General features: G+C 60.7%; 14 protein-coding genes. 7 read left to right on the top strand and 7 right to left on the bottom strand.

All coding sequences use genetic code 11. The features are described 5' to 3' along the window. Positions 1-464: 464 nt before the first annotated feature. Positions 465-3,269: a GGDEF domain-containing protein gene (locus tag MHM37_RS02970; RefSeq protein ID WP_239295814.1), complete on the top strand. Its 2,805-nt coding sequence runs from the start codon at positions 465-467 to the stop codon at positions 3,267-3,269. Here MHM37_RS02970 and MHM37_RS02965 read toward each other — a convergent pair. Next, the gene (locus MHM37_RS02965) at positions 3,250-4,218 is read right to left on the bottom strand and encodes a helix-turn-helix domain-containing protein (RefSeq protein WP_239295815.1); all 969 of its coding nucleotides are present in this window, start codon (positions 4,216-4,218) and stop codon (positions 3,250-3,252) included. The genes MHM37_RS02970 and MHM37_RS02965 overlap by 20 nt on opposite strands. 212 nt (positions 4,219-4,430) lie before the next feature. Here MHM37_RS02965 and MHM37_RS02960 point away from each other — a divergent pair, with 212 nt between their 5' ends. The 6 genes from MHM37_RS02960 (at position 4,431) to MHM37_RS02935 (ending at position 11,463) form a co-directional block, all read left to right on the top strand. Next, on the top strand, positions 4,431-5,846 hold the full coding sequence (locus tag MHM37_RS02960) for an ethanolamine ammonia-lyase subunit EutB (protein WP_219862790.1): 1,416 nt from the start codon (positions 4,431-4,433) through the stop codon (positions 5,844-5,846). Continuing rightward, positions 5,839-6,681: an ethanolamine ammonia-lyase subunit EutC gene (gene eutC, locus MHM37_RS02955; protein ID WP_219862792.1), complete on the top strand. Its 843-nt coding sequence runs from the start codon at positions 5,839-5,841 to the stop codon at positions 6,679-6,681. The genes MHM37_RS02960 and eutC overlap by 8 nt, the downstream gene beginning before the upstream one ends. A 132-nt stretch (positions 6,682-6,813) precedes the next feature. Then, positions 6,814-8,247, top strand: coding sequence for an ethanolamine permease (gene eat, locus MHM37_RS02950; RefSeq protein ID WP_239295816.1), 1,434 nt, complete (start codon positions 6,814-6,816; stop codon positions 8,245-8,247). 96 nt (positions 8,248-8,343) lie between these two features. Further along, a complete protein-coding gene (locus MHM37_RS02945) occupies positions 8,344-8,853 on the top strand; it encodes a CIA30 family protein (RefSeq protein ID WP_139528393.1) in 510 nt (169 codons plus the stop codon). Between the two features lie 97 nt (positions 8,854-8,950). After that, positions 8,951-10,717: a bifunctional isocitrate dehydrogenase kinase/phosphatase gene (gene aceK / locus MHM37_RS02940; protein WP_219862797.1), complete on the top strand. Its 1,767-nt coding sequence runs from the start codon at positions 8,951-8,953 to the stop codon at positions 10,715-10,717. A 32-nt stretch (positions 10,718-10,749) separates the two neighbouring features. Beyond that, complete coding sequence (locus MHM37_RS02935; RefSeq protein WP_239295817.1) at positions 10,750-11,463, top strand: NAD-dependent deacylase; 714 nt, start codon at positions 10,750-10,752, stop codon at positions 11,461-11,463. Between the two features lie 55 nt (positions 11,464-11,518). Here MHM37_RS02935 and bioA read toward each other — a convergent pair whose 3' ends face one another. The 6 genes from bioA to bioB are packed head-to-tail and all read right to left on the bottom strand — an operon-like array spanning position 11,519 to position 17,215. Further along, on the bottom strand, positions 11,519-12,787 hold the full coding sequence (gene bioA / locus MHM37_RS02930) for an adenosylmethionine--8-amino-7-oxononanoate transaminase (protein ID WP_239295818.1): 1,269 nt from the start codon (positions 12,785-12,787) through the stop codon (positions 11,519-11,521). Continuing rightward, entirely contained in the window at positions 12,784-13,506 is a 723-nt protein-coding gene (bioD, locus tag MHM37_RS02925; RefSeq protein WP_239295819.1) for a dethiobiotin synthase, read from the bottom strand. The genes bioA and bioD overlap by 4 nt, the downstream gene beginning before the upstream one ends. Further along, positions 13,503-14,288, bottom strand: coding sequence for a methyltransferase domain-containing protein (locus tag MHM37_RS02920; RefSeq protein WP_239295820.1), 786 nt, complete (start codon positions 14,286-14,288; stop codon positions 13,503-13,505). The genes bioD and MHM37_RS02920 overlap by 4 nt, the downstream gene beginning before the upstream one ends. Then, a complete protein-coding gene (locus MHM37_RS02915; protein WP_139528399.1) occupies positions 14,285-14,998 on the bottom strand; it encodes an alpha/beta fold hydrolase in 714 nt (237 codons plus the stop codon). Before MHM37_RS02915 ends, MHM37_RS02920 begins: the two co-directional genes overlap by 4 nt. After that, on the bottom strand, positions 14,995-16,140 hold the full coding sequence (bioF, locus tag MHM37_RS02910; RefSeq protein WP_239295908.1) for an 8-amino-7-oxononanoate synthase: 1,146 nt from the start codon (positions 16,138-16,140) through the stop codon (positions 14,995-14,997). Before bioF ends, MHM37_RS02915 begins: the two co-directional genes overlap by 4 nt. Next, on the bottom strand, positions 16,127-17,215 hold the full coding sequence (bioB, locus tag MHM37_RS02905; RefSeq protein ID WP_153843501.1) for a biotin synthase BioB: 1,089 nt from the start codon (positions 17,213-17,215) through the stop codon (positions 16,127-16,129). Before bioB ends, bioF begins: the two co-directional genes overlap by 14 nt. Between the last annotated feature and the right edge of the window lie 89 nt (positions 17,216-17,304).

Below are 17,304 nucleotides of genomic sequence, written 5' to 3'. Positions count from 1 at the left end.
ACATGAAGGACTGTTTAGGTTGAATATCACCTTCGCAGGTTGATAATGAGTGGCATCATCTGCTTTTTTTGCAACGCGTACTGAAAGGCGATAACTAACAAAGTTAAATCTATTTAAATTGATCATCTAAAATAAAAACGTGGTGAGATTCATTAAAACTTAAAGGCCGTATAGTAATGGCCATAAGCGTTATTGTTTGAAGTGTTGGCTGGAAGAGCAAGAGATGAGATGTCTGCCGTACGTTAAGTCATTAAAAGACATCCCTGTTGAACACTATGGTTCAGGTGGTATCCATTGGCATGAATAACAAGGACGGACAATGCTCTTTAAGGTAGCTGTTCAAACGTAACAGCCACTATCACTGTATGGTTCAGGGATGATCACACAGCGGTCAATTCGGCTTTGATCAAAGCATTTGGCTTGCCAACGTGGCTTACCTATCAAACCCGAAGGCGCTTAATATCATGTCTCCTACGACGGCACCAGAAATTTTCCAACAGCTCGCCGAAGGATTGTCCCGTGTCAATAAAAGCGGGTTCTTTCACCATTTAGCAAGCACCTTGGCGAAGTTGCTCAGCGTCGACCACGCATTGGTCGCTCGTATCGATCATCGCGATACCGCCACGCCATTGGCCATGTGGTCCGAAGGTACGTTTGTCGAGGCGACCTCCTATCTGCTTTGTGGCACCCCCTGTGAGCGAGTGAAGAGTGCGCACGCTTGTTTTCATATCACTTCCCAGGCGCGTGCCTGCTTCCCTAACGATGCTCGACTGACAGCGCTCAGTGTCGAAAGTTATCTCGGTGTCCCCATGGCTGATGCATCGGGCCGCTGCCATGGGATTCTCGTGCTCATGCATTCGCGACCGCTTCGGTTGCCTCGATACACGAAAGAGGTCATGCGTATCGTTGCCTCGTTAGCAGGCGTCGAACTCTCCCGTCAGATCATCGGTCATCAGGCCGATCAGCGTATTGCCAGTAAGCAACGGGCGTTGAGGTTGCTGAGTAGAGGAAATGACGCACGGTTTCACGCCCACGATGAAACGTCGCTACTGCAGTCGGCGTGCCGCGTTCTAGTGGACGTCGGAGGCTACACGGCGGCTTGGGTGCATCATGGTCTGCCTGGGGAGGAAGGCGTCGAAGGGGGGCTAAAAGCCTGTGTCGATAGAGAAACCGATGTGTCGGGTTGGTTAAGTCCAAAGCAGCTGCTGGTGGAGGGCTATAGCCGCGAACTACGTCACCAAGCGATGGCCCGCCGTGCACCGGTGGTATATTCGCCTCGGCTCGATCCCGACGCTTCGGGGCACGATGCCACGCTGGTGGCGCTAGACGTCGCCGTGTTGGTGGCGTTGCCGTTGGTGTATCGGGGGCAACTGCTCGGTGTCATCACGCTCTATCAAAGCGATGATGCGCCCATGACGGCTGCCGAAGTGCGCTTATTGAGTGAACTGGCTGACGATATCGCCTTTGGTATCGACTGCCTTCGACACCGTCAAGCCGAACAGCGTATCCAGCATGCGGTGGCTCAAGTGGCCACCGCCGTGTCGGCGCAGCACGGCGAAGCCTTCCTGACGCAATTGACCGATCACATGGCCAACGCGTTGGCTGCCGATGTCGGCTTCATTGCGACGCTCGATGATCAGGACCCCAACGTTGCCAATGTGTTGTCGCTCTACGTTAACGGCGAGCGTCAGCCTGCGTTTAGCTACCATTTGGCAGGCGTGCCCTGTCAGGACGTGTTGACACAGCGTGAATGTATCGTGCTCGAAGGGGCTGGTATTCGTTTGCCGGTCGAGTCCAATGGCGCACTGTCATGGGTCAACGCATACGTTGGTCGACGCTTGGACGATGCCCATGGGCGTCCTATTGGCATTATTGGCGTGATGTTCAAAGCACCGCTCTCGGAGACGAAAATCGTCAGCGCGGTATTGCAAATATTCGCCGCAAGAGCAGCGTCCGAACTTGGCCGCCAACGTGACGAGGCTCGCATACGCCAACTGGCCTATTGTGATGCAGGCACTCGGTTACCCAACCGCACGGCTTTCATGCAGCGGCTCGAGCAGTGTGTCAACGCCGAAGCGCAGCTACCTTTTGCGCTATTGCTGCTCGATCTCAACCACTTCAAAGAGATTAATGACACCGCTGGCCATGATGTCGGTGATTTGGTGCTAAAAGAAGTCGCGCAGCGCTTTCGCAGCGTACTGCCTACGGGAGAGTTTGTCGCCCGGCTAGGTGGAGACGAGTTCGTGATCATTTGCCAGGAAGCGAACGACGAGCAACACGCCCAACAAATAGCGGACACCCTCTGTGCGAGTCTCCATGAGCCGATCATGATAGAGCAGCACTCGTCTGAACTGTCAGTGAGCGTGGGAATCGCGCTATACCCGGCCCACGGTCAATCGGCGCAAGCGCTCTTGAAGCATGCCGATATCGCTATGTACCAAGCAAAGCGCCAGAAACTGTCGACGCGTACGTTCGAGTATTGGATGGGGCATGCGGTCGCACAACAGCTGCATATTGCCAAGCGCCTGGCACTGGCGATTGCAAACCACTCGTTCTATTTACATTTCCAGCCGCAGGTGGATATGCGCAGTGGCCAACTCATTGGGGCGGAAGCGCTGTGTCGTTGGTGGGACGACGAGTTGGGAGACGTCTCGCCCGGGCAGTTCATCGCCATTGCCGAAGAGCGTGGAATGATCGTGCCGCTTGGCAACTGTGTCATCGATAAAGCTTGCCAGCAGTTAGCCCAGTGGCAGCGTCAAGGTCTGCAACTGCACGTGCCGTTAGCTATCAACATTGCGGCCGACCAGTTCGAAGATAGCGATCTGGTGGCGACGCTGCTGGCCAGTTGCCGCACGCACGGCGTGTCTCCTCACGCCTTGAGTATCGAAATCACCGAGAGCGGGATCATGGCCCACCCAGACGATGCCATCGCCATCACCGAGATATTGAAGGGGCATGGCATGGGGCTCTCGATCGATGACTTTGGTACCGGTTATTCGTCATTGGCCTATTTAAAACGCTTTGCCGCCGATAGGATCAAAATCGATATCTCGTTCGTGCGCGATATGCTCACTAGCGACAATGACCGCATCATCGTGGCCACTATCATCGCCATGGCCAAAACGTTAGGGCTGGAAACCATTGCAGAGGGCATCGAGACCAAAGCGCAAAGTGAGGCGCTATTGGCCATGGGCTGTACCCAGGCCCAAGGGTATTACTATGGCCGACCGCTGAGTGCCGAGCAGTTTGCTAAGCACTGGTTGACATAGTGCCGTTTGGAGACTGATTGAGCGTGTGCGACGGGCACTCACCAAACTGCTGCTTGTAGTCGTGGGCGAACTGCCCCAAATGCCAAAAGCCCCAGTACGTCGCAATCTCGGTGACCGTTTGGGGCGGCTCGGCCGCGCGTAACGCACGGCGAACGCGATTCAGCCGCGTTAGTCTTAGAAACTGCAGCGGGCTGATACCTAAAATCGTCGTAAAGCTATATTGCAGCGTGCGTCGGCTCACATGTGTCAGCTCGCATAATGCTTCCATGGTAATCGGCGCGTCTAGATGCGCATCGACATACTGCTTGACCCGGTCGACGACGGCCTTTCGGTGAACGTAGCTAGGAGGCAGCTCTTTGCTGGGCTGCTGGGCATCCAGCAGCTCTAACAGGCCAGTCAAGAGAATATCCTGATGCAGCCTCTCGGCGATGGCGCTCTGCTGCTGGCCTAACAGGCGTTCCAAAAGAAACAGTAAGGCGCGCAGCGTGACAGGGTTCACATGACGGCGGGGCGCAGTCATCCACTGCTCATCCAGCGTGATGCCCTGGCGCTCGGCAGCGGCGTATAACGCCGGTAGACGTATCACCATCCCGTAAATATCGAAGCCTTCCGGGGTCACCAATTCAAAATCGCGCCCGCCGGGGCGGCACATTACTTGCTGTGCGTCGAGGGGTTGTCCATTGATACGCGACCCCGCCGAGCGGGGTGGAATCCCCAGCCACAGTGAGTTCTCCCACACCCGACACTCCTGACGCAGCGCTTGGCCCGTGTGCTCTTTGAAGACTTGAAGGGCAGGCAGCGCAATTTCATCCAGCCGTCCGTAAAAACGTCCCGGGGTGAGCTGGTCGTACTGCTGCTGCCAGCGGGTCAGATTTTGCGCATGCTCATCGGCATCGAAGGCTTCTTGAATGCACTTTTTTGGTGCGCTTTGAGTCGGCGTCGAGGACATCACCCGCTCCTAGTGGCGTGACCGACTGGCGCCCACGCCTTGTTGTCGTTATTAATCCACTGTTTCTTATTGGTTTTTATATCCTTGGTGTGTTTTGCCAAAACTCGATACTCCCCGTTAAGTGATAGCGCTATTGTGAGAACAAGCAAGTTTTGTTCCTCAACGCGCATACCGCGCCTTGAGTATCGAATAGGTAAGAGAAGGGAAGGCCCATGGCGCAGACCTATCACACCACGGTGGGAAGCCGCCGCTATCGCTTTAGCGGACTCGCCGAACTGATGGCCAAAGCCACGCCGCCGCGCTCGGGCGACCGCCTTGCCGGGGTGATGGCAGAATCGGCAGAAGAGCGAGTCGTCGCCCAAATGGTGCTGGCGGAGCTACCGCTCACCACCTTTTTGAACGACGCGCTGATCCCCTACGAGCAGGACGAAATCACCCGTCTGATCATCGACGACCACGATGTAGAGGCATTTGCACCGCTAAAGCACCTCACCGTAGGCGATTTTCGCAACTGGCTGCTCTCTGACCACGCCACCAGCGAAGCGCTGGCAGCTGCCCGCCCCGGTATTACACCGGAAATGGCCGCGGCGGTGAGTAAGCTGATGCGCAACCAAGACCTCATGCTGGTGGCCAAAAAGTGCCAAGTGACGACGGCATTTCGCAACACCATTGGGCTGCCGGGGCGGCTTTCGACCCGCTTACAGCCCAACCACCCCACCGATGATGTGACCGGCATCGCGGCGAGTATTCTCGATGGCCTGCTGTATGGCAGCGGCGATGCGGTGATCGGTATCAACCCGGCCACCGATAACGTCGCCCAAAGCATCAAGCTGATGCGCCTGATGGACGACGTGATCCAGAAATACGAGATCCCTACGCAATCCTGCGTGCTGACTCACGTGACCAACACGCTGGAGGCCATCGAGCAGGGCGCTCCGGTGGATCTGGTCTTTCAATCCATCGGCGGCACCGAAGCCACCAACCGCAGCTTTGGATTCGATTTGAGCATCCTGGCGGAAGCAGAAGCCGCCGCACAAACGCTCAATCGCGGCACCGTGGGTCGCAACGTGATGTATTTCGAAACCGGCCAGGGCAGTTCGCTCTCCGCCGACGCCCATCACGGGCTCGACCAGCAAACCTGCGAAGCCCGGGCCTACGCCGTGGCGCGCAAGTTCAATCCGCTGCTGGTCAACACGGTGGTGGGATTCATTGGCCCCGAGTATCTGTACGACGGCAAAGAGATCACCCGTGCCGGGCTCGAGGATCACTTCTGCGGAAAGCTCCTGGGTGTGCCGATGGGGTGCGACGTGTGCTACACCAACCACGCCAACGCCGATCAAAACGACATGGACAACCTGCTGACGCTGCTGGGCGTGGCAGGCTGCAACTTCGTGATGGGCATTCCTGGCTCTGACGACATCATGCTCAACTACCAAACCACCTCGTTTCACGATGCGCTCTATGCCCGTCGGGTGTTGGGGTTAAAAGCCGCACCGGAGTTCGAGCAGTGGCTGGCCAAGATGCAGATCTTTCAAGATGTGAGCACCCATCGCCTGAACGACCAGCTGCCTGCTGCCTTTGCCAACAGCCTGCGCCACTTGCCGAAGGGGAGCGACCAAGATGCCTAAACACCCCACGCAGGAAACCACTGCGCCGATCGTCATCGAGAACCCCTGGGAGCGTCTGCGCGCCTTCACCGATGCGCGCATTGGGCTAGGGCGTGCGGGCGTGAGCCTGCCCACCCAGCAGCTGCTTGCGTTTCAGCTCGCCCATGCCCAAGCCCAAGATGCGGTCCACTGCCCGCTGGATTGCCAGACGCTGGCCGAGGAGCTGACCCAAACGCTTGGCTTGAGCACCACACCGCTTGCAGTACATAGCCGTGCAGAGGACCGCGCGATGTACCTGCAGCGGCCTGATTATGGCCGACGGCTCAATGAACACTCCCGGCAGGCGCTGCAGCAAGCGGCAGAGGGCGGCCAACGGTTCGATTTGGCGGTGGTGATCGTCGATGGCCTCTCGGCGCTGGCGGTACAGCAAAACAGCGCCCCGTTTCTCACCGCGCTGTATGACGCACTCGGGCGCGACAAGAACGAATGGCAGCTCGCGCCGCTGATCCTTGTCGAGCAAGGTCGCGTGGCCATAGGTGACGAAGTGGGCGCGCTGCTCAACGCCGACGCGGTGCTGGTCATGGTCGGCGAACGCCCCGGCCTTAGCTCCCCAGATAGCTTAGGGCTGTATATGACCTGGGGCCCCGAGGTGGGCTTAAAAGATGACCGGCGCAACTGCATCTCCAACGTGCGCCCGGCCGGGCTTGCGTATGAAGAAGCGGCCCGGCGTTTGCTGCTGCTGTTAACCGAGGCGCGGGAGCGCAAGCTCTCCGGCGTGAAGCTCAAAGATCGCAGCGAAGATAACGTCTTGGAGGGCGGCAGCGGTTCGACTCGAAACTTCCTGGTGGCCGATTGACGGTCACCACGCGCAACAACGCTAACGATATTTTCAATAACACCGCTGATGGCTCTCCCAATAACAAGACGGAACCAGGACCACAGCACGCCGCTGACACCCATTGCGTTCCACACTGAAAAGGGCAAAACGATGACACAACCAACGGTTGATCAGGCGTATCTGGCCAAGCGCCAGCTGCGTAAAGGTACGGCAGGCTGGATGCTGCTCGCGGGGCTTGGGGTTTCCTATGTCATTTCCGGTGACTTTGCGGGCTGGAACTTTGGCATCGCTGAAGCAGGCTGGGGCGGGTTTGCGATTGCTGCTTGTTTGATGGCGCTGATGTACCTCGCGCTGGTGCTGGCGCTGGCGGAAATGTCCGCTGCGATTCCTGCCGCTGGCGGCGGTTACAGCTTCGCTCGGCAAGCCATGGGGCCTGCGGGCGGCTATTTGACTGGACTTGCCGTGTTGATCGAGTACGCGCTGGCCCCGGCGGCCATCGTGATTTTTATCGGCTCGGCGGTAGAGGCCTTGTTAGGCGTTAACGGGCCGCTGGTGTATCTGCTGTTTTATGCGGTGTTCATTGGCATTCACTTGGCGGGTGTCGGTGAAGCGCTGAAAGTGATGATGGTGATCAGCGGTTTGGCGGTCTTTGCCATTCTGGCCACTGCGGTAGCGCTAATTGGTGACTTCGATGCGGCCAACCTGTTCGATATTGCCCCCACCGAGGCGGCGGGTGCGAGCACCTTCATGCCTTTTGGCTGGTACGGCATTTGGGCGGCGCTGCCCTTTGGTATGTGGCTGTTTTTGGCCGTTGAAGGGGTGCCGTTGGCGGCCGAAGAGGCGAAAGACCCTGCTCGCGATATGCCTAAAGGCATTATCGGTGCCATGCTGTTTCTGCTCTTCACCGCCCTGCTCGTGGTGGTGCTGTTAGCCGGTGCCGCAGGTGCGGAGATGATTGGCCAAAGCGGCGTGCCGCTGGTGGATGCCTTGAATGCTGCAGGTAACCCGACGCTGGCGACCCTGGTCAACGTGCTGGGCCTGGCGGGTTTGATCGCCTCCTTCTTCTCGATCATTTATGGCTACAGTCGCCTGGTGTTCGCGCTCTCTCGGGCAGGCTATTTGCCCAAACCGCTGTCGCTGACCAGCGAGCGTAAAGTGCCTTACTTAGCGCTGATAGTGCCCGGCATCTTTGGTTTTCTCGCGTCGCTGAGCGGCGAAGGCGATCTGATGTTAGGCATGGCGGTCGTTGGTGCGACTATCTCCTATGCATTGATGGCCTTTAGCCATATTTGGCTGCGTCTCAAGCAGCCCGATCTGCCGCGCCCCTATAAAACCCCAGGCGGCGTGGTCACCTCAGGCATCTCCCTGGTGCTCTCGCTCGTCGCGCTGACCGGCGTTTATGCCTTCGATCCTCGGGCGTTCAACTACACCATCGTGCTGTTCATTGCTGGAGCGGCGTACTACTTCCTCTACAGCAAACACCATCTGGTGGCGAAAACCGCCGAAGAGGAGTTCGCGCTAGTGACCGCCTCGCCGGAGGAGGCCGAGCCCGTCGCTCCGGCGGCTGCTTCCGCAAAGCTGTAATCACGGCGGCGCATCGCCTAGTCTGAACCATGTCAATGCGCCTCTGGGCTCTTGCTCAGGGGCGTTGTCTTTGGCGGACAAGGAGGAGCTCGAAGGATGCTGAACTTTAACGAATCGAACATGGCCGAGGCAGAGCAGCGGCGCTGGTACGCGGTGGACGATGGCGTGATGGGCGGCGTGTCCCACAGCGGCTTTCGTTTGGACGCGGGCGCTGGCTGCTTTTATGGCGAGGTGTCGTTGGAAAACGGCGGCGGCTTTGCCTCGGTGCGCCGTGAACCAGACGGTTTCGAGCCGACCCTAGCCCACGGCCTAGGCGTTACGCTGCGCGTGCGTGGCGATGGTCGTACCTATCAGCTACGGTTCAAAAGCAGCGCGCTAAAGGAGGCCAGCGCCTACCGGGTGGCCTTCACGCCCACGGCTCACCAGTGGGAAACGCATCGATTCACCTGGGCGCAGTTCGATGCGGTGCGCCGGGGCACGCTGCTTTCCAGCGCGCCGGCTCTCGACCCATCGACTATTCACCAGCTCGGATTTTTGATTGCCGACCGCACCGCGGGGCCGTTTCGTCTGGAGGTTGCCTCCATTGCGCCGTATTCACAGAGCTGACACTGACAGGGCTAACACTGACAGGACTAAGGTCGTCTCGTATGTAGTGGGCCGTTCACGGACCCTGGGAAGCTCTCTTTCGACGTGAGCCCGCGTGATGAAACACTCCCCCGCGTACCGCCTAGCGGCCACCGTGCTGCACGGTTTCGATGAGTACCGTGCCCGCTTCAAGCAGATCACTTCCGATGCCAGCCGCCGCTTTCGCGACGCCGCCTGGCGAGAGGCGCAGCAAGCCTCCGCCGCGCGGATCAACCTGTACGGTGAAAAAGTCGAGGAGACGCTCGGTCGATTGCAGCGCACCTTTGCCCAGGAGGTGCTGGCCCACTGCGAAACCTGGCAGGAAGCACGCGGACACTACGCCCAGTTGATCAGCCAGCGGTTGGATTACGAGCTGGCGGAAACCTTCTTCAATTCGCTGTTCTGTTCGGTGTTTCAGCATCGCCATATCCGCAACGACTGGATGTTCGTCTACAGCTCCCGGGAGAATGCCGCGCACCGCTCGGGCATCGATCTGTGCCGTCGGTATGACGTCAACGGCGACTGGGCAGGGGCGCTCGCTTGGGCGCTGAGCGAAGCCCCGTTCGAGTCCCCCTTTGCCGACGTCGAGCGCGACAGCCAGCTCGGCGCTGGATTGCTGGAAGCTCAGCTCCCTGCTGCGATTTGGCAGGCAGACGATGCCCAGGTAGAACTACTCAACAGCGTGTTTTACCGCAACAAAGGGGCGTATCTGGTGGGGCGACTTCTAGGTGGCGGCGAGCAGGTCCCCTTGGTGCTGCCCGTTCTACATGGGGAAGGGTATGGCGAGCAGCAGGGGGGCGACCCCTGCCTGCACTTGGATACGGTCCTCACCGAAACCGATGAAGTGTCGATCATCTTCTCGTTCACTCGCGCCTATTTCCAGGTAGACGTGCCGGTGCCGGGAGAGTTCGTCGCCTATCTAAAACAGCTCATGCCCCACAAGCCCGAGGGCGAGCTGTACGCCGCCATTGGCTTTTTCAAACACGGCAAAACCGAATTTTTCCGCGCGCTGAATCAGCAGGTGGCCAAGCGCGAAGAGCGCTTCATGATCGCGCCGGGGGTACGGGGCATGGTGATGGCGGTATTCGTGCTGCCGAGCTTTCGTACCGTGTTCAAGATCATCAAGGATAAGTTCGACCCCGCCAAAGAGGTCACCCACGCCATCGTGCGGGAGAAGTACCGGCTGGTAAAACGCCACGACCGGGTAGGGCGCATGGCCGACACTCAGGATTTTTCCAACTTTATCGTCCGCCAGGATCACTTCGAGCCGGAGTGTTTGGCCCACCTGCTGGAGGTCGCTCCCTCCACAGTGTCGCTGAAAGAGGACAAGGTGATCATCAAGCACTGCTACACCGAGCGAATGATGACGCCGCTGAATATCTATCTGGAGCAGTGCAGTGCCGATGAGCGAGTGATGGTGCTAAAAGATTACGGCAACGCCATCAAGCAGATGGCGGCGGCGAATATTTTCCCTGGCGATATGCTGCTGAAAAATTTTGGCGTCACGCGCCACGGGCGGGTGATTTTCTACGACTACGACGAGGTGAGCTATCTCACCGAGTGCCGCTTCCGTCATATTCCCAAATCCCAGGGGGTCGACAGTTACATGGATGGCGGGGCCAGCCTGTCCATTGGCCCCAACGATATCTTCCCCGAAGAGTTTGGCCCGTTCATGTTTGCCAACCCGGAACTGCGCGCACTATTCATGGAGCAGCATCCGGAGCTGTTCGACCCGGACTACTGGTTGGGGCTGCAGCGGGCGATTCTGGAGGGGCGGGTGATCGACGTGTACCCGTATCGCAACAAGCAGCGGTTCGCGGGCACCGTGGGGCAACTGGTACATTAGGCGTTCACTGGACGACGTAAGCCGAGGACAGCATGACTTCAGCCCCGCACTTGGTGGTATTTACCGGCTCGGGAATCAGCGCGGAGAGCGGTATCAAAACCTTCCGCGCCAGCGATGGCCTCTGGGAGGATCACCCGGTGGAAGAGGTCGCCACGCCACAAGGGTGGCGCCAAGACCCGGAGCGGGTGCTGGCGTTCTACAACCAGCGCCGGGAGCAGATTCGCCGGGCAAAGCCCAACGCCGCCCATAAAGCGCTGGCGGCGCTGGAGCAGGAGGGCTTCAAGGTCAGCGTGATTACCCAGAACATCGATGACCTGCACGAGCGGGCAGGCTCCCGTCACGTGCTGCACCTGCACGGCGAGATTTTAAAGGCCCGCTCATCGGTGGATGCGCGGCTGCGCTACCCACTGTCAAAGGGCGGAATTGCCCTGGGCGATGTGTGCGATAAAGGCAGCCAGCTGCGCCCAGACGTGGTGTGGTTTGGCGAAGCGGTACCGCTGTTCGAAGAGGCCTGCGAGCTGGTGAGCCAAGCGGACTTTCTGCTGGTGGTGGGTACCTCGTTGGCAGTGATGCCCGCCGCATCGCTGCTCACCTATATCGATTATGACACCCCCTGTGCGCTGGTAGACCCCGACGCCGATGAGCTAAGCCCACCCGGCGTGCTGGCGATCAATACCACGGCGGGGGAAGGCGTGCCGGCGCTGGTTAACCAGTGGCGTAAGCAGGGGAATTTGATACTGCCTTGATCGGCAGGATCGCTCTCCACGTCCTCACCTGACCTGTTCATGACGTTGGATGACGCTATTCTAAAAACCACGCTTTCATCACCCCGGTAATCTGGGTGAGCTCGGCATCTGTTGCGATATAGGCGGGCATGGTGTAGAGCCAGCGGCCAATGGGGCGCAGCCACACGCCCCGCGCTCGGGCGAATGCGCCAACGCCTTTCAGCGCTTCGCTGCTGTGGGCTTCGATCACCGCCGTTGCGCCCAACACGCGCACGTCCGCGACGGCCGGATGTGCGCGCAGCGCTACGTCTTCTAATAGCTCGCGCTGTAACGTTTGGCTGAGCGCGGCAATTTTCTCCAGGTAATGCTCCTCCTCGAACACCTTCAGGCTCTCCAGCGCCACGCGGCAGGCCAGGGGGTTGCCCATAAAGGTGGGGCCGTGCATGAACGCGTGGTGCTCGCTGTCGCCAATGAACGCCCCGTGAACCCGGTCGGTGGCCAGCGTGGCCGCATGGCCCAAGTAGCCGCCGGTCAGCCCTTTGGAGAGCACCATGATGTCTGGCGTAACGCCCGCGTGGTCGGCGGCAAACAGCTTGCCGGTGCGGCCAAAGCCGGTAGCGACTTCATCAAAAATCAGCAGCACGCCAAACTCATCGCACAGCGCCCGTGCGCCGCGCAGGTAGTCCGGCGAGGTCATGTTCAGCCCGCCCGCCGCTTGCAGCAGCGGCTCCATCAGGAGTGCAGCAATCTCATGGTGGTGGCGCGCTAGCACCTCCCGCAGCCCGGCGAGGTCCCGCTCTACCTGCTCTGGCGTCGCGTCGAAGGGGGCCGTGGGGGCTGGGGCGAAGTGGTGCTGGGGCAGCAGGCTGGCGAACAGACCATGCATGCCCTCTTCGGGATCGCACACCGCCATGCAGCCGGTGGTGTCACCGTGATACGCCTTCATCAGCGAGAGCATTTTGCGCTTGCCGGGGAGGCCCGAGAGCACTTGGTACTGCAGCGCCATCTTCATGGCGACTTCCATGCCCACCGAGCCGCTATCGGAGAAGAACACATGATTCAGCCCCGGCGGGGTAATGCGCACCAGCGCCCGCGCCAGCTGGTCGGCGGGGTCGTGGGTGAGGCCACCCAGCATCACATGGCAAAGCTCCCCCGCCTGCTCGCGAATGGCGGCGACGAGGCGCGGATGGCCGTAGCCGTGAATCATGCACCACCAGGAGCAGGTGGCATCCAGCAGGCGCTCACCGCTGTCTAGCGTAAAGTAGCTGCCGCTGCCGCCCACCACCTTGGGCGCAGGCGTTTGGGTCTTGAGGTGGGCGTAGGGGTGCCAAACGGGAGAGTTCATAGCGTTGCTTCCTGGGTGGCAAAAGGGAGCAACGCATCAAGGAAGATAAAGCGCTGCGCGGTGGAGGCATCGGCGTGTGCCAAATGAGGAATGAGCCCTAGGCAGGGAGAAGGTAAGGCGCGCTTCAGCAGCGCCACATTGGCCGTGAAGCGTGCGCTATCGCTGGCAAAGGCAGGTTCTACCACGCTGCCCACCCAGCCGGCCAGCGTCAAGCCATCGGCAGCGATGGCCTCGGCAGTGAGCCGAGCATGGTTGAGGCAGCCCAGTTTTAGCCCGACCACCAGGATCACCGGCAGCCCGAGCGCGCAAGGCAGGTCGGAAAAGTCGTCTGCATCATTCAGCGGCACCCGCCAGCCGCCTGCGCCTTCGATTAGCGTCAGATCCCGTGGCGTGCCGGTTAACGTGTCGCTGAGCGCCTGAGTAACGCTTGCCACGTTAAGCACCGCACCTGCTTCCAGGGCGGCGAGATGCGGTGCAATGGCGGGAGCAAAGGTCCAGGGGTTGATCGTTGGGTAATCCACTGGCGGGAAGCTTTGCGCCTGTAGCGCCAGGGCATCGCGGTTGCGCAGGCCGTTGGGCGTGGCCTCGCTACCTGAGGCAATGGGCTTCAACCCTAGCGTGGTGAGCTGGCGCTGGCGGGCGGCGCACAGCAGCGCGCTGGTGGCCAGGGTCTTGCCCGCATCGGTGTCGGTACCAGTAACGAAATAAGTGTTGTTCATCTCGCGCTTTCCAGTCGTAGCGTCAGGCAGTGGTAGCTCACCGGCAGCCCCTGCGGTGTGCGCAGCGATTCATAGCGAGCCTGGGCATTAATGAGCGCTTGGCGGGTCAGTCGAGCGTTGGGTCTGGCTACTTGGGCGCCTACGCCTTTGATGGAGGCCATGACGGCGTTCATATCGGAATAGAAAAACCGCCGCTGCGCACGGGTATGCTGGATGAGGCGCAGGCCGCTTTGCTGAATCGCCCGCTGTACGGTGCTGGCATCCGGTGTTTGCAGCAGCGCCTCGGGCCGCTGCCAAGCGGTGGCGACTTCGCTCAGCGTGCCGGGCAGCAGGGTGGTGATGCGCGCCTGCCCACCCGGGGCGAGCACCCGGGCGAGCTCCTGCATCACTGCGCCGATATCCGGACACCACTGAATCGACAGGTTCGAGAACACGAGATCCACGCTGGCATCGCTGAGCGGTAGCGCGGCGGCATCTCCCTGCTCCCAGCGTATGGCATCGCCATACTGCGCCTGTGCCTGGGCGAGCATACCGGGCGCTAGATCGAGCCCGGTGATGGCAGCATCGGGATAGTGTTCCGCTAGCCGCTGGGTCCAGTAGCCGGTGCCGCAGCCCAGGTCGAGCACGTGATGAGACCTCTCGGGCAGCGTTTGCCAAAGCGCCTCGCCGATATCGCGCTGGGCGCTGGCGAGGGTGTCATAGCGTGGTGCCGCTCGGGAAAAGGCCCGAGCCACACGCTCCTGCCAGTGGGTGAGTGGAAGCGGGGTAGCCGGTGAGTTCATCGCGGCTCCTGGAGGATGGCCTGCTCGGCCAGCCGTGCCGCCAGTGGGGCGGGCTGGGAGAGCATGGGGCAGTGTCCTGCGGCTTCCAGCCGTAGCGCTTGCTGGCGAGAGCGGCCGGGTAGCAGCGGGTCATGGGCTCCCGCCAATCGGCGGATAGGGCAGGGAGGGTGCGCGAGCAGTGCTCGGTTATCCAGCGTCTCGAGCCACATGAGCCCTTGCGCGAGCGTGTCGGTATCGGCGTGGGGAGTCTCGCCTAACCGTGCGCGTAGCTGGCGGTGGGCCTCGCGGGCGTTGGGCTCGCCTTGGGCCTGCCAGCGTAGAAAGTGCCGCCACGTGGCAACCGGATCACGATGGAAGGCGCGCTGAAAGCTGGCCAGCTCCTCATACGTCACACCGCCATCCTCCCCGTCACTGCAAAAACGGCTGCCTGCACCCAGTAGCAGCAGGGCCTGGGGCGGCGGCAAGTGATCGAGCAGCGCTGTGGCCAGCAACCCTCCCAGCGACCAGCCTACCCAGACGGCATCGCTGGGTAGCTCGGGGGCCATCCGTTCGGCCAGGGCGGCGATGCTCATCGGCGTGGACAGCGCTGGAGACTCACCGTAGCCGGGCCACTCCACTGGGGTGGGTTCGATGGTAGGGTGCCAGTGCGCCGCCAGCGTCTGCCAAATGCGGTAATCAACGCCCCAGCCTGACAGCAGGATGAGCTTCATTGTTGCTTCTCCCGCAGGCAGGCAGCAGCAACCTCCAAGAGCCTGTCGATATCGCTTTGGGTGTGGCGAGCGCTCAGGGTGATGCGCAGCCGCGACTCGCCGTTGGGCACTGTGGGCGGTCGAATCGCCCCTACCTGGATATCGTGCTGGTCGAACGTGGACGCCCAGGCCAGGGTACGCTGTTCGCTCCCCAGTAGCAGCGGCTGGATGGGCGTTTGGGAGTGGCCGAGTGGCAGCCCTAAGGCGGCCGCCTGCTGGCGAAAGTAGTGTATGTGGCGAGTGAGCCGCTGGCGGTGCTCGGGCTCCCGCTGCACGATGGTGAGTGCTTCTAACGTGGCGGCAGCAATCGCGGGCGGCTGGGCGGTGGTATACACGTAGCTGCGGGAAAACTGAATCAGCTGTTCGATCAACGCGGCGTCACCCGCCACAAATGCGCCTGCGGTGCCTAGTGCCTTGCCCAGGGTGCCGACCAAGATCGGCACGGCGTGGCTATCAAAACCTTCTACGCAGCCCGCGCCGTGTTCACCCAGTACACCGAGACCATGGGCGTCGTCGATCATCAGCCAGGCGTCGTGCTGCTGGCTGAGGTGGGCGAGCTGCTCGATGTCGGCGATATCGCCATCCATGCTGAACACGCCGTCGCTGACCACCAGCTTATGGGTGGCCGTGCTGCGCTCGAGCAGGCGCTGTAGATCGTGACCATCGCGGTGGTGATAGCGCCGGGAGCGTGCGCCGCTCAGCGCGGCCCCGTCGAGTAGCGAGGCGTGATTGAGACGGTCCTGAAATACCGCGGTGTTCGAATCCGCTAGCGCCTGCAGTACGCCCAGGTTCGCCATATAACCCGTGGAGAACAGCAGCGCCCGCTCGCGCCCGGTCCACTCGGCCAGCGCCTCTTCCAACGCATCGTGAATGCCCAGGTGCCCGCTGACCAAGTGCGACGCCCCGGCCCCGGCGCCAAAGCGTTTCGCGCCTTCCGCCTGAGCCGCCTGTACGCGTGGGTCTTGGGCAAGGCCTAGATAGTCGTTGCCTGAAAAGTCGAGTGCCCCATGGGCAGAAACCCGGCGGCTGCGCCAGCGCTGCTGACGCTCGCGCTCGTGGCGGGCTGCCGCCAAGCGCTGGTGCCACACCTCAGACACTGGCATCCACCGCCAGCGCCGCAGCGCGCTCGGCCTGTGCATTACGCTGCGCCTGTTGGGCCAGCCGCTCGGAATGCTGCGTGTCGTCTTCGCAAGTGTCGCGGCGCTCGGGGTGCAGGCCTAGTTTGGCAAACAGCGCGCGGTCGCGCTCTGCTTGAGGGTTGCCGGTGGTCAGCAGCTTGTCGCCGTAAAAAATGGAGTTGGCACCGGCTAGGAAAGCGAGCGCCTGGGTGGATTCGCTCATTTGCTCGCGACCCGCCGAGAGGCGTACATGGCTTTGGGGCATCATGATACGGGCCACGGCGATGGCGCGGATGAACGCCAGCGGGTCTAAATCCTCGACGTTTTCCAGCGGTGTCCCCGGTACTTTGACCAGCATGTTGATAGGCACCGATTCAGGATGCGGCGAGAGCTTGGCCAACTGCTGCAGCAATGCGCTGCGATCCTGTGCGCCCTCACCCATGCCTAAAATGCCGCCGGAACACACTTTCATACCGGCGTCGCGCACGGTGGCCAGGGTCTCCAGGCGGTCGCTGTAGGTGCGGGTAGTGATGATTTCGCCGTAGAAGTCGGGGGAGGTATCGAGGTTGTGGTTGTAGTAGTCGAGCCCGGCAGCGGCCAGCCGCGTGGCCTGCTCGCCGTCGACCATGCCCAGCGTCATGCAGGTCTCGAGCCCTAGCGCCTTTACCTGGCGCACCATCTCTTCCACCGCCACTAAATCTTTATCCCGTGGGCTACGCCATGCGGCCCCCATGCAAAAGCGGCTGGCGCCTGCTTCTTTAGCTGCTTTGGCCTGCGCCACCACCTTCTCGATTTCCAGCAGCTTCTCTTTTTCTAACTGGGTGTTGTAGTGACCCGATTGGGGACAGTACTTGCAGTCCTCCGGGCAAGCCCCGGTTTTGATCGACAGCAGGGTAGACACCTGCACCGCGTTGGCGTCGAAATGCGCCCGATGTACCTGCTGGGCGCGAAACAGCAGGTCGTTAAAGGGCAGCGCAAACAGCGCGTTGATCTCGTCAAGCGTCCAGTCGTAGCGCGGCGCGGCATCCGCCGCGTGAGAAGAAGTCGAGGTGGCGGTCACGGGTAAACCTATATTCTTTTGAAAGTTGACAGGACTCTAGCGGGGCTGTGCCGAAGGTGTCAACTTTTTGAAGAGAGTTGGTTTACCAT

The organism is Halomonas sp. MMH1-48 (assembly GCF_022348105.1).
In the GTDB taxonomy this organism is placed as follows: Bacteria; Pseudomonadota; Gammaproteobacteria; order Pseudomonadales; family Halomonadaceae; genus Vreelandella; species Vreelandella piezotolerans.
This window is presented reverse-complemented; position numbering and strand designations above follow the sequence as displayed.

Coding starts and splice junctions, on each gene's coding strand:
- MHM37_RS02970 (WP_239295814.1), top strand. CDS start 465: ATGTCTCCTACGACGGCACCAGAAATTTTCCAACAGCTCGCCGAAGGA.
- MHM37_RS02965 (WP_239295815.1), bottom strand. CDS start 4,218: ATGTCCTCGACGCCGACTCAAAGCGCACCAAAAAAGTGCATTCAAGAA.
- MHM37_RS02960 (WP_219862790.1), top strand. CDS start 4,431: ATGGCGCAGACCTATCACACCACGGTGGGAAGCCGCCGCTATCGCTTT.
- eutC (WP_219862792.1), top strand. CDS start 5,839: ATGCCTAAACACCCCACGCAGGAAACCACTGCGCCGATCGTCATCGAG.
- eat (WP_239295816.1), top strand. CDS start 6,814: ATGACACAACCAACGGTTGATCAGGCGTATCTGGCCAAGCGCCAGCTG.
- MHM37_RS02945 (WP_139528393.1), top strand. CDS start 8,344: ATGCTGAACTTTAACGAATCGAACATGGCCGAGGCAGAGCAGCGGCGC.
- aceK (WP_219862797.1), top strand. CDS start 8,951: ATGAAACACTCCCCCGCGTACCGCCTAGCGGCCACCGTGCTGCACGGT.
- MHM37_RS02935 (WP_239295817.1), top strand. CDS start 10,750: ATGACTTCAGCCCCGCACTTGGTGGTATTTACCGGCTCGGGAATCAGC.
- bioA (WP_239295818.1), bottom strand. CDS start 12,787: ATGAACTCTCCCGTTTGGCACCCCTACGCCCACCTCAAGACCCAAACG.
- bioD (WP_239295819.1), bottom strand. CDS start 13,506: ATGAACAACACTTATTTCGTTACTGGTACCGACACCGATGCGGGCAAG.
- MHM37_RS02920 (WP_239295820.1), bottom strand. CDS start 14,288: ATGAACTCACCGGCTACCCCGCTTCCACTCACCCACTGGCAGGAGCGT.
- MHM37_RS02915 (WP_139528399.1), bottom strand. CDS start 14,998: ATGAAGCTCATCCTGCTGTCAGGCTGGGGCGTTGATTACCGCATTTGG.
- bioF (WP_239295908.1), bottom strand. CDS start 16,140: ATGCCAGTGTCTGAGGTGTGGCACCAGCGCTTGGCGGCAGCCCGCCAC.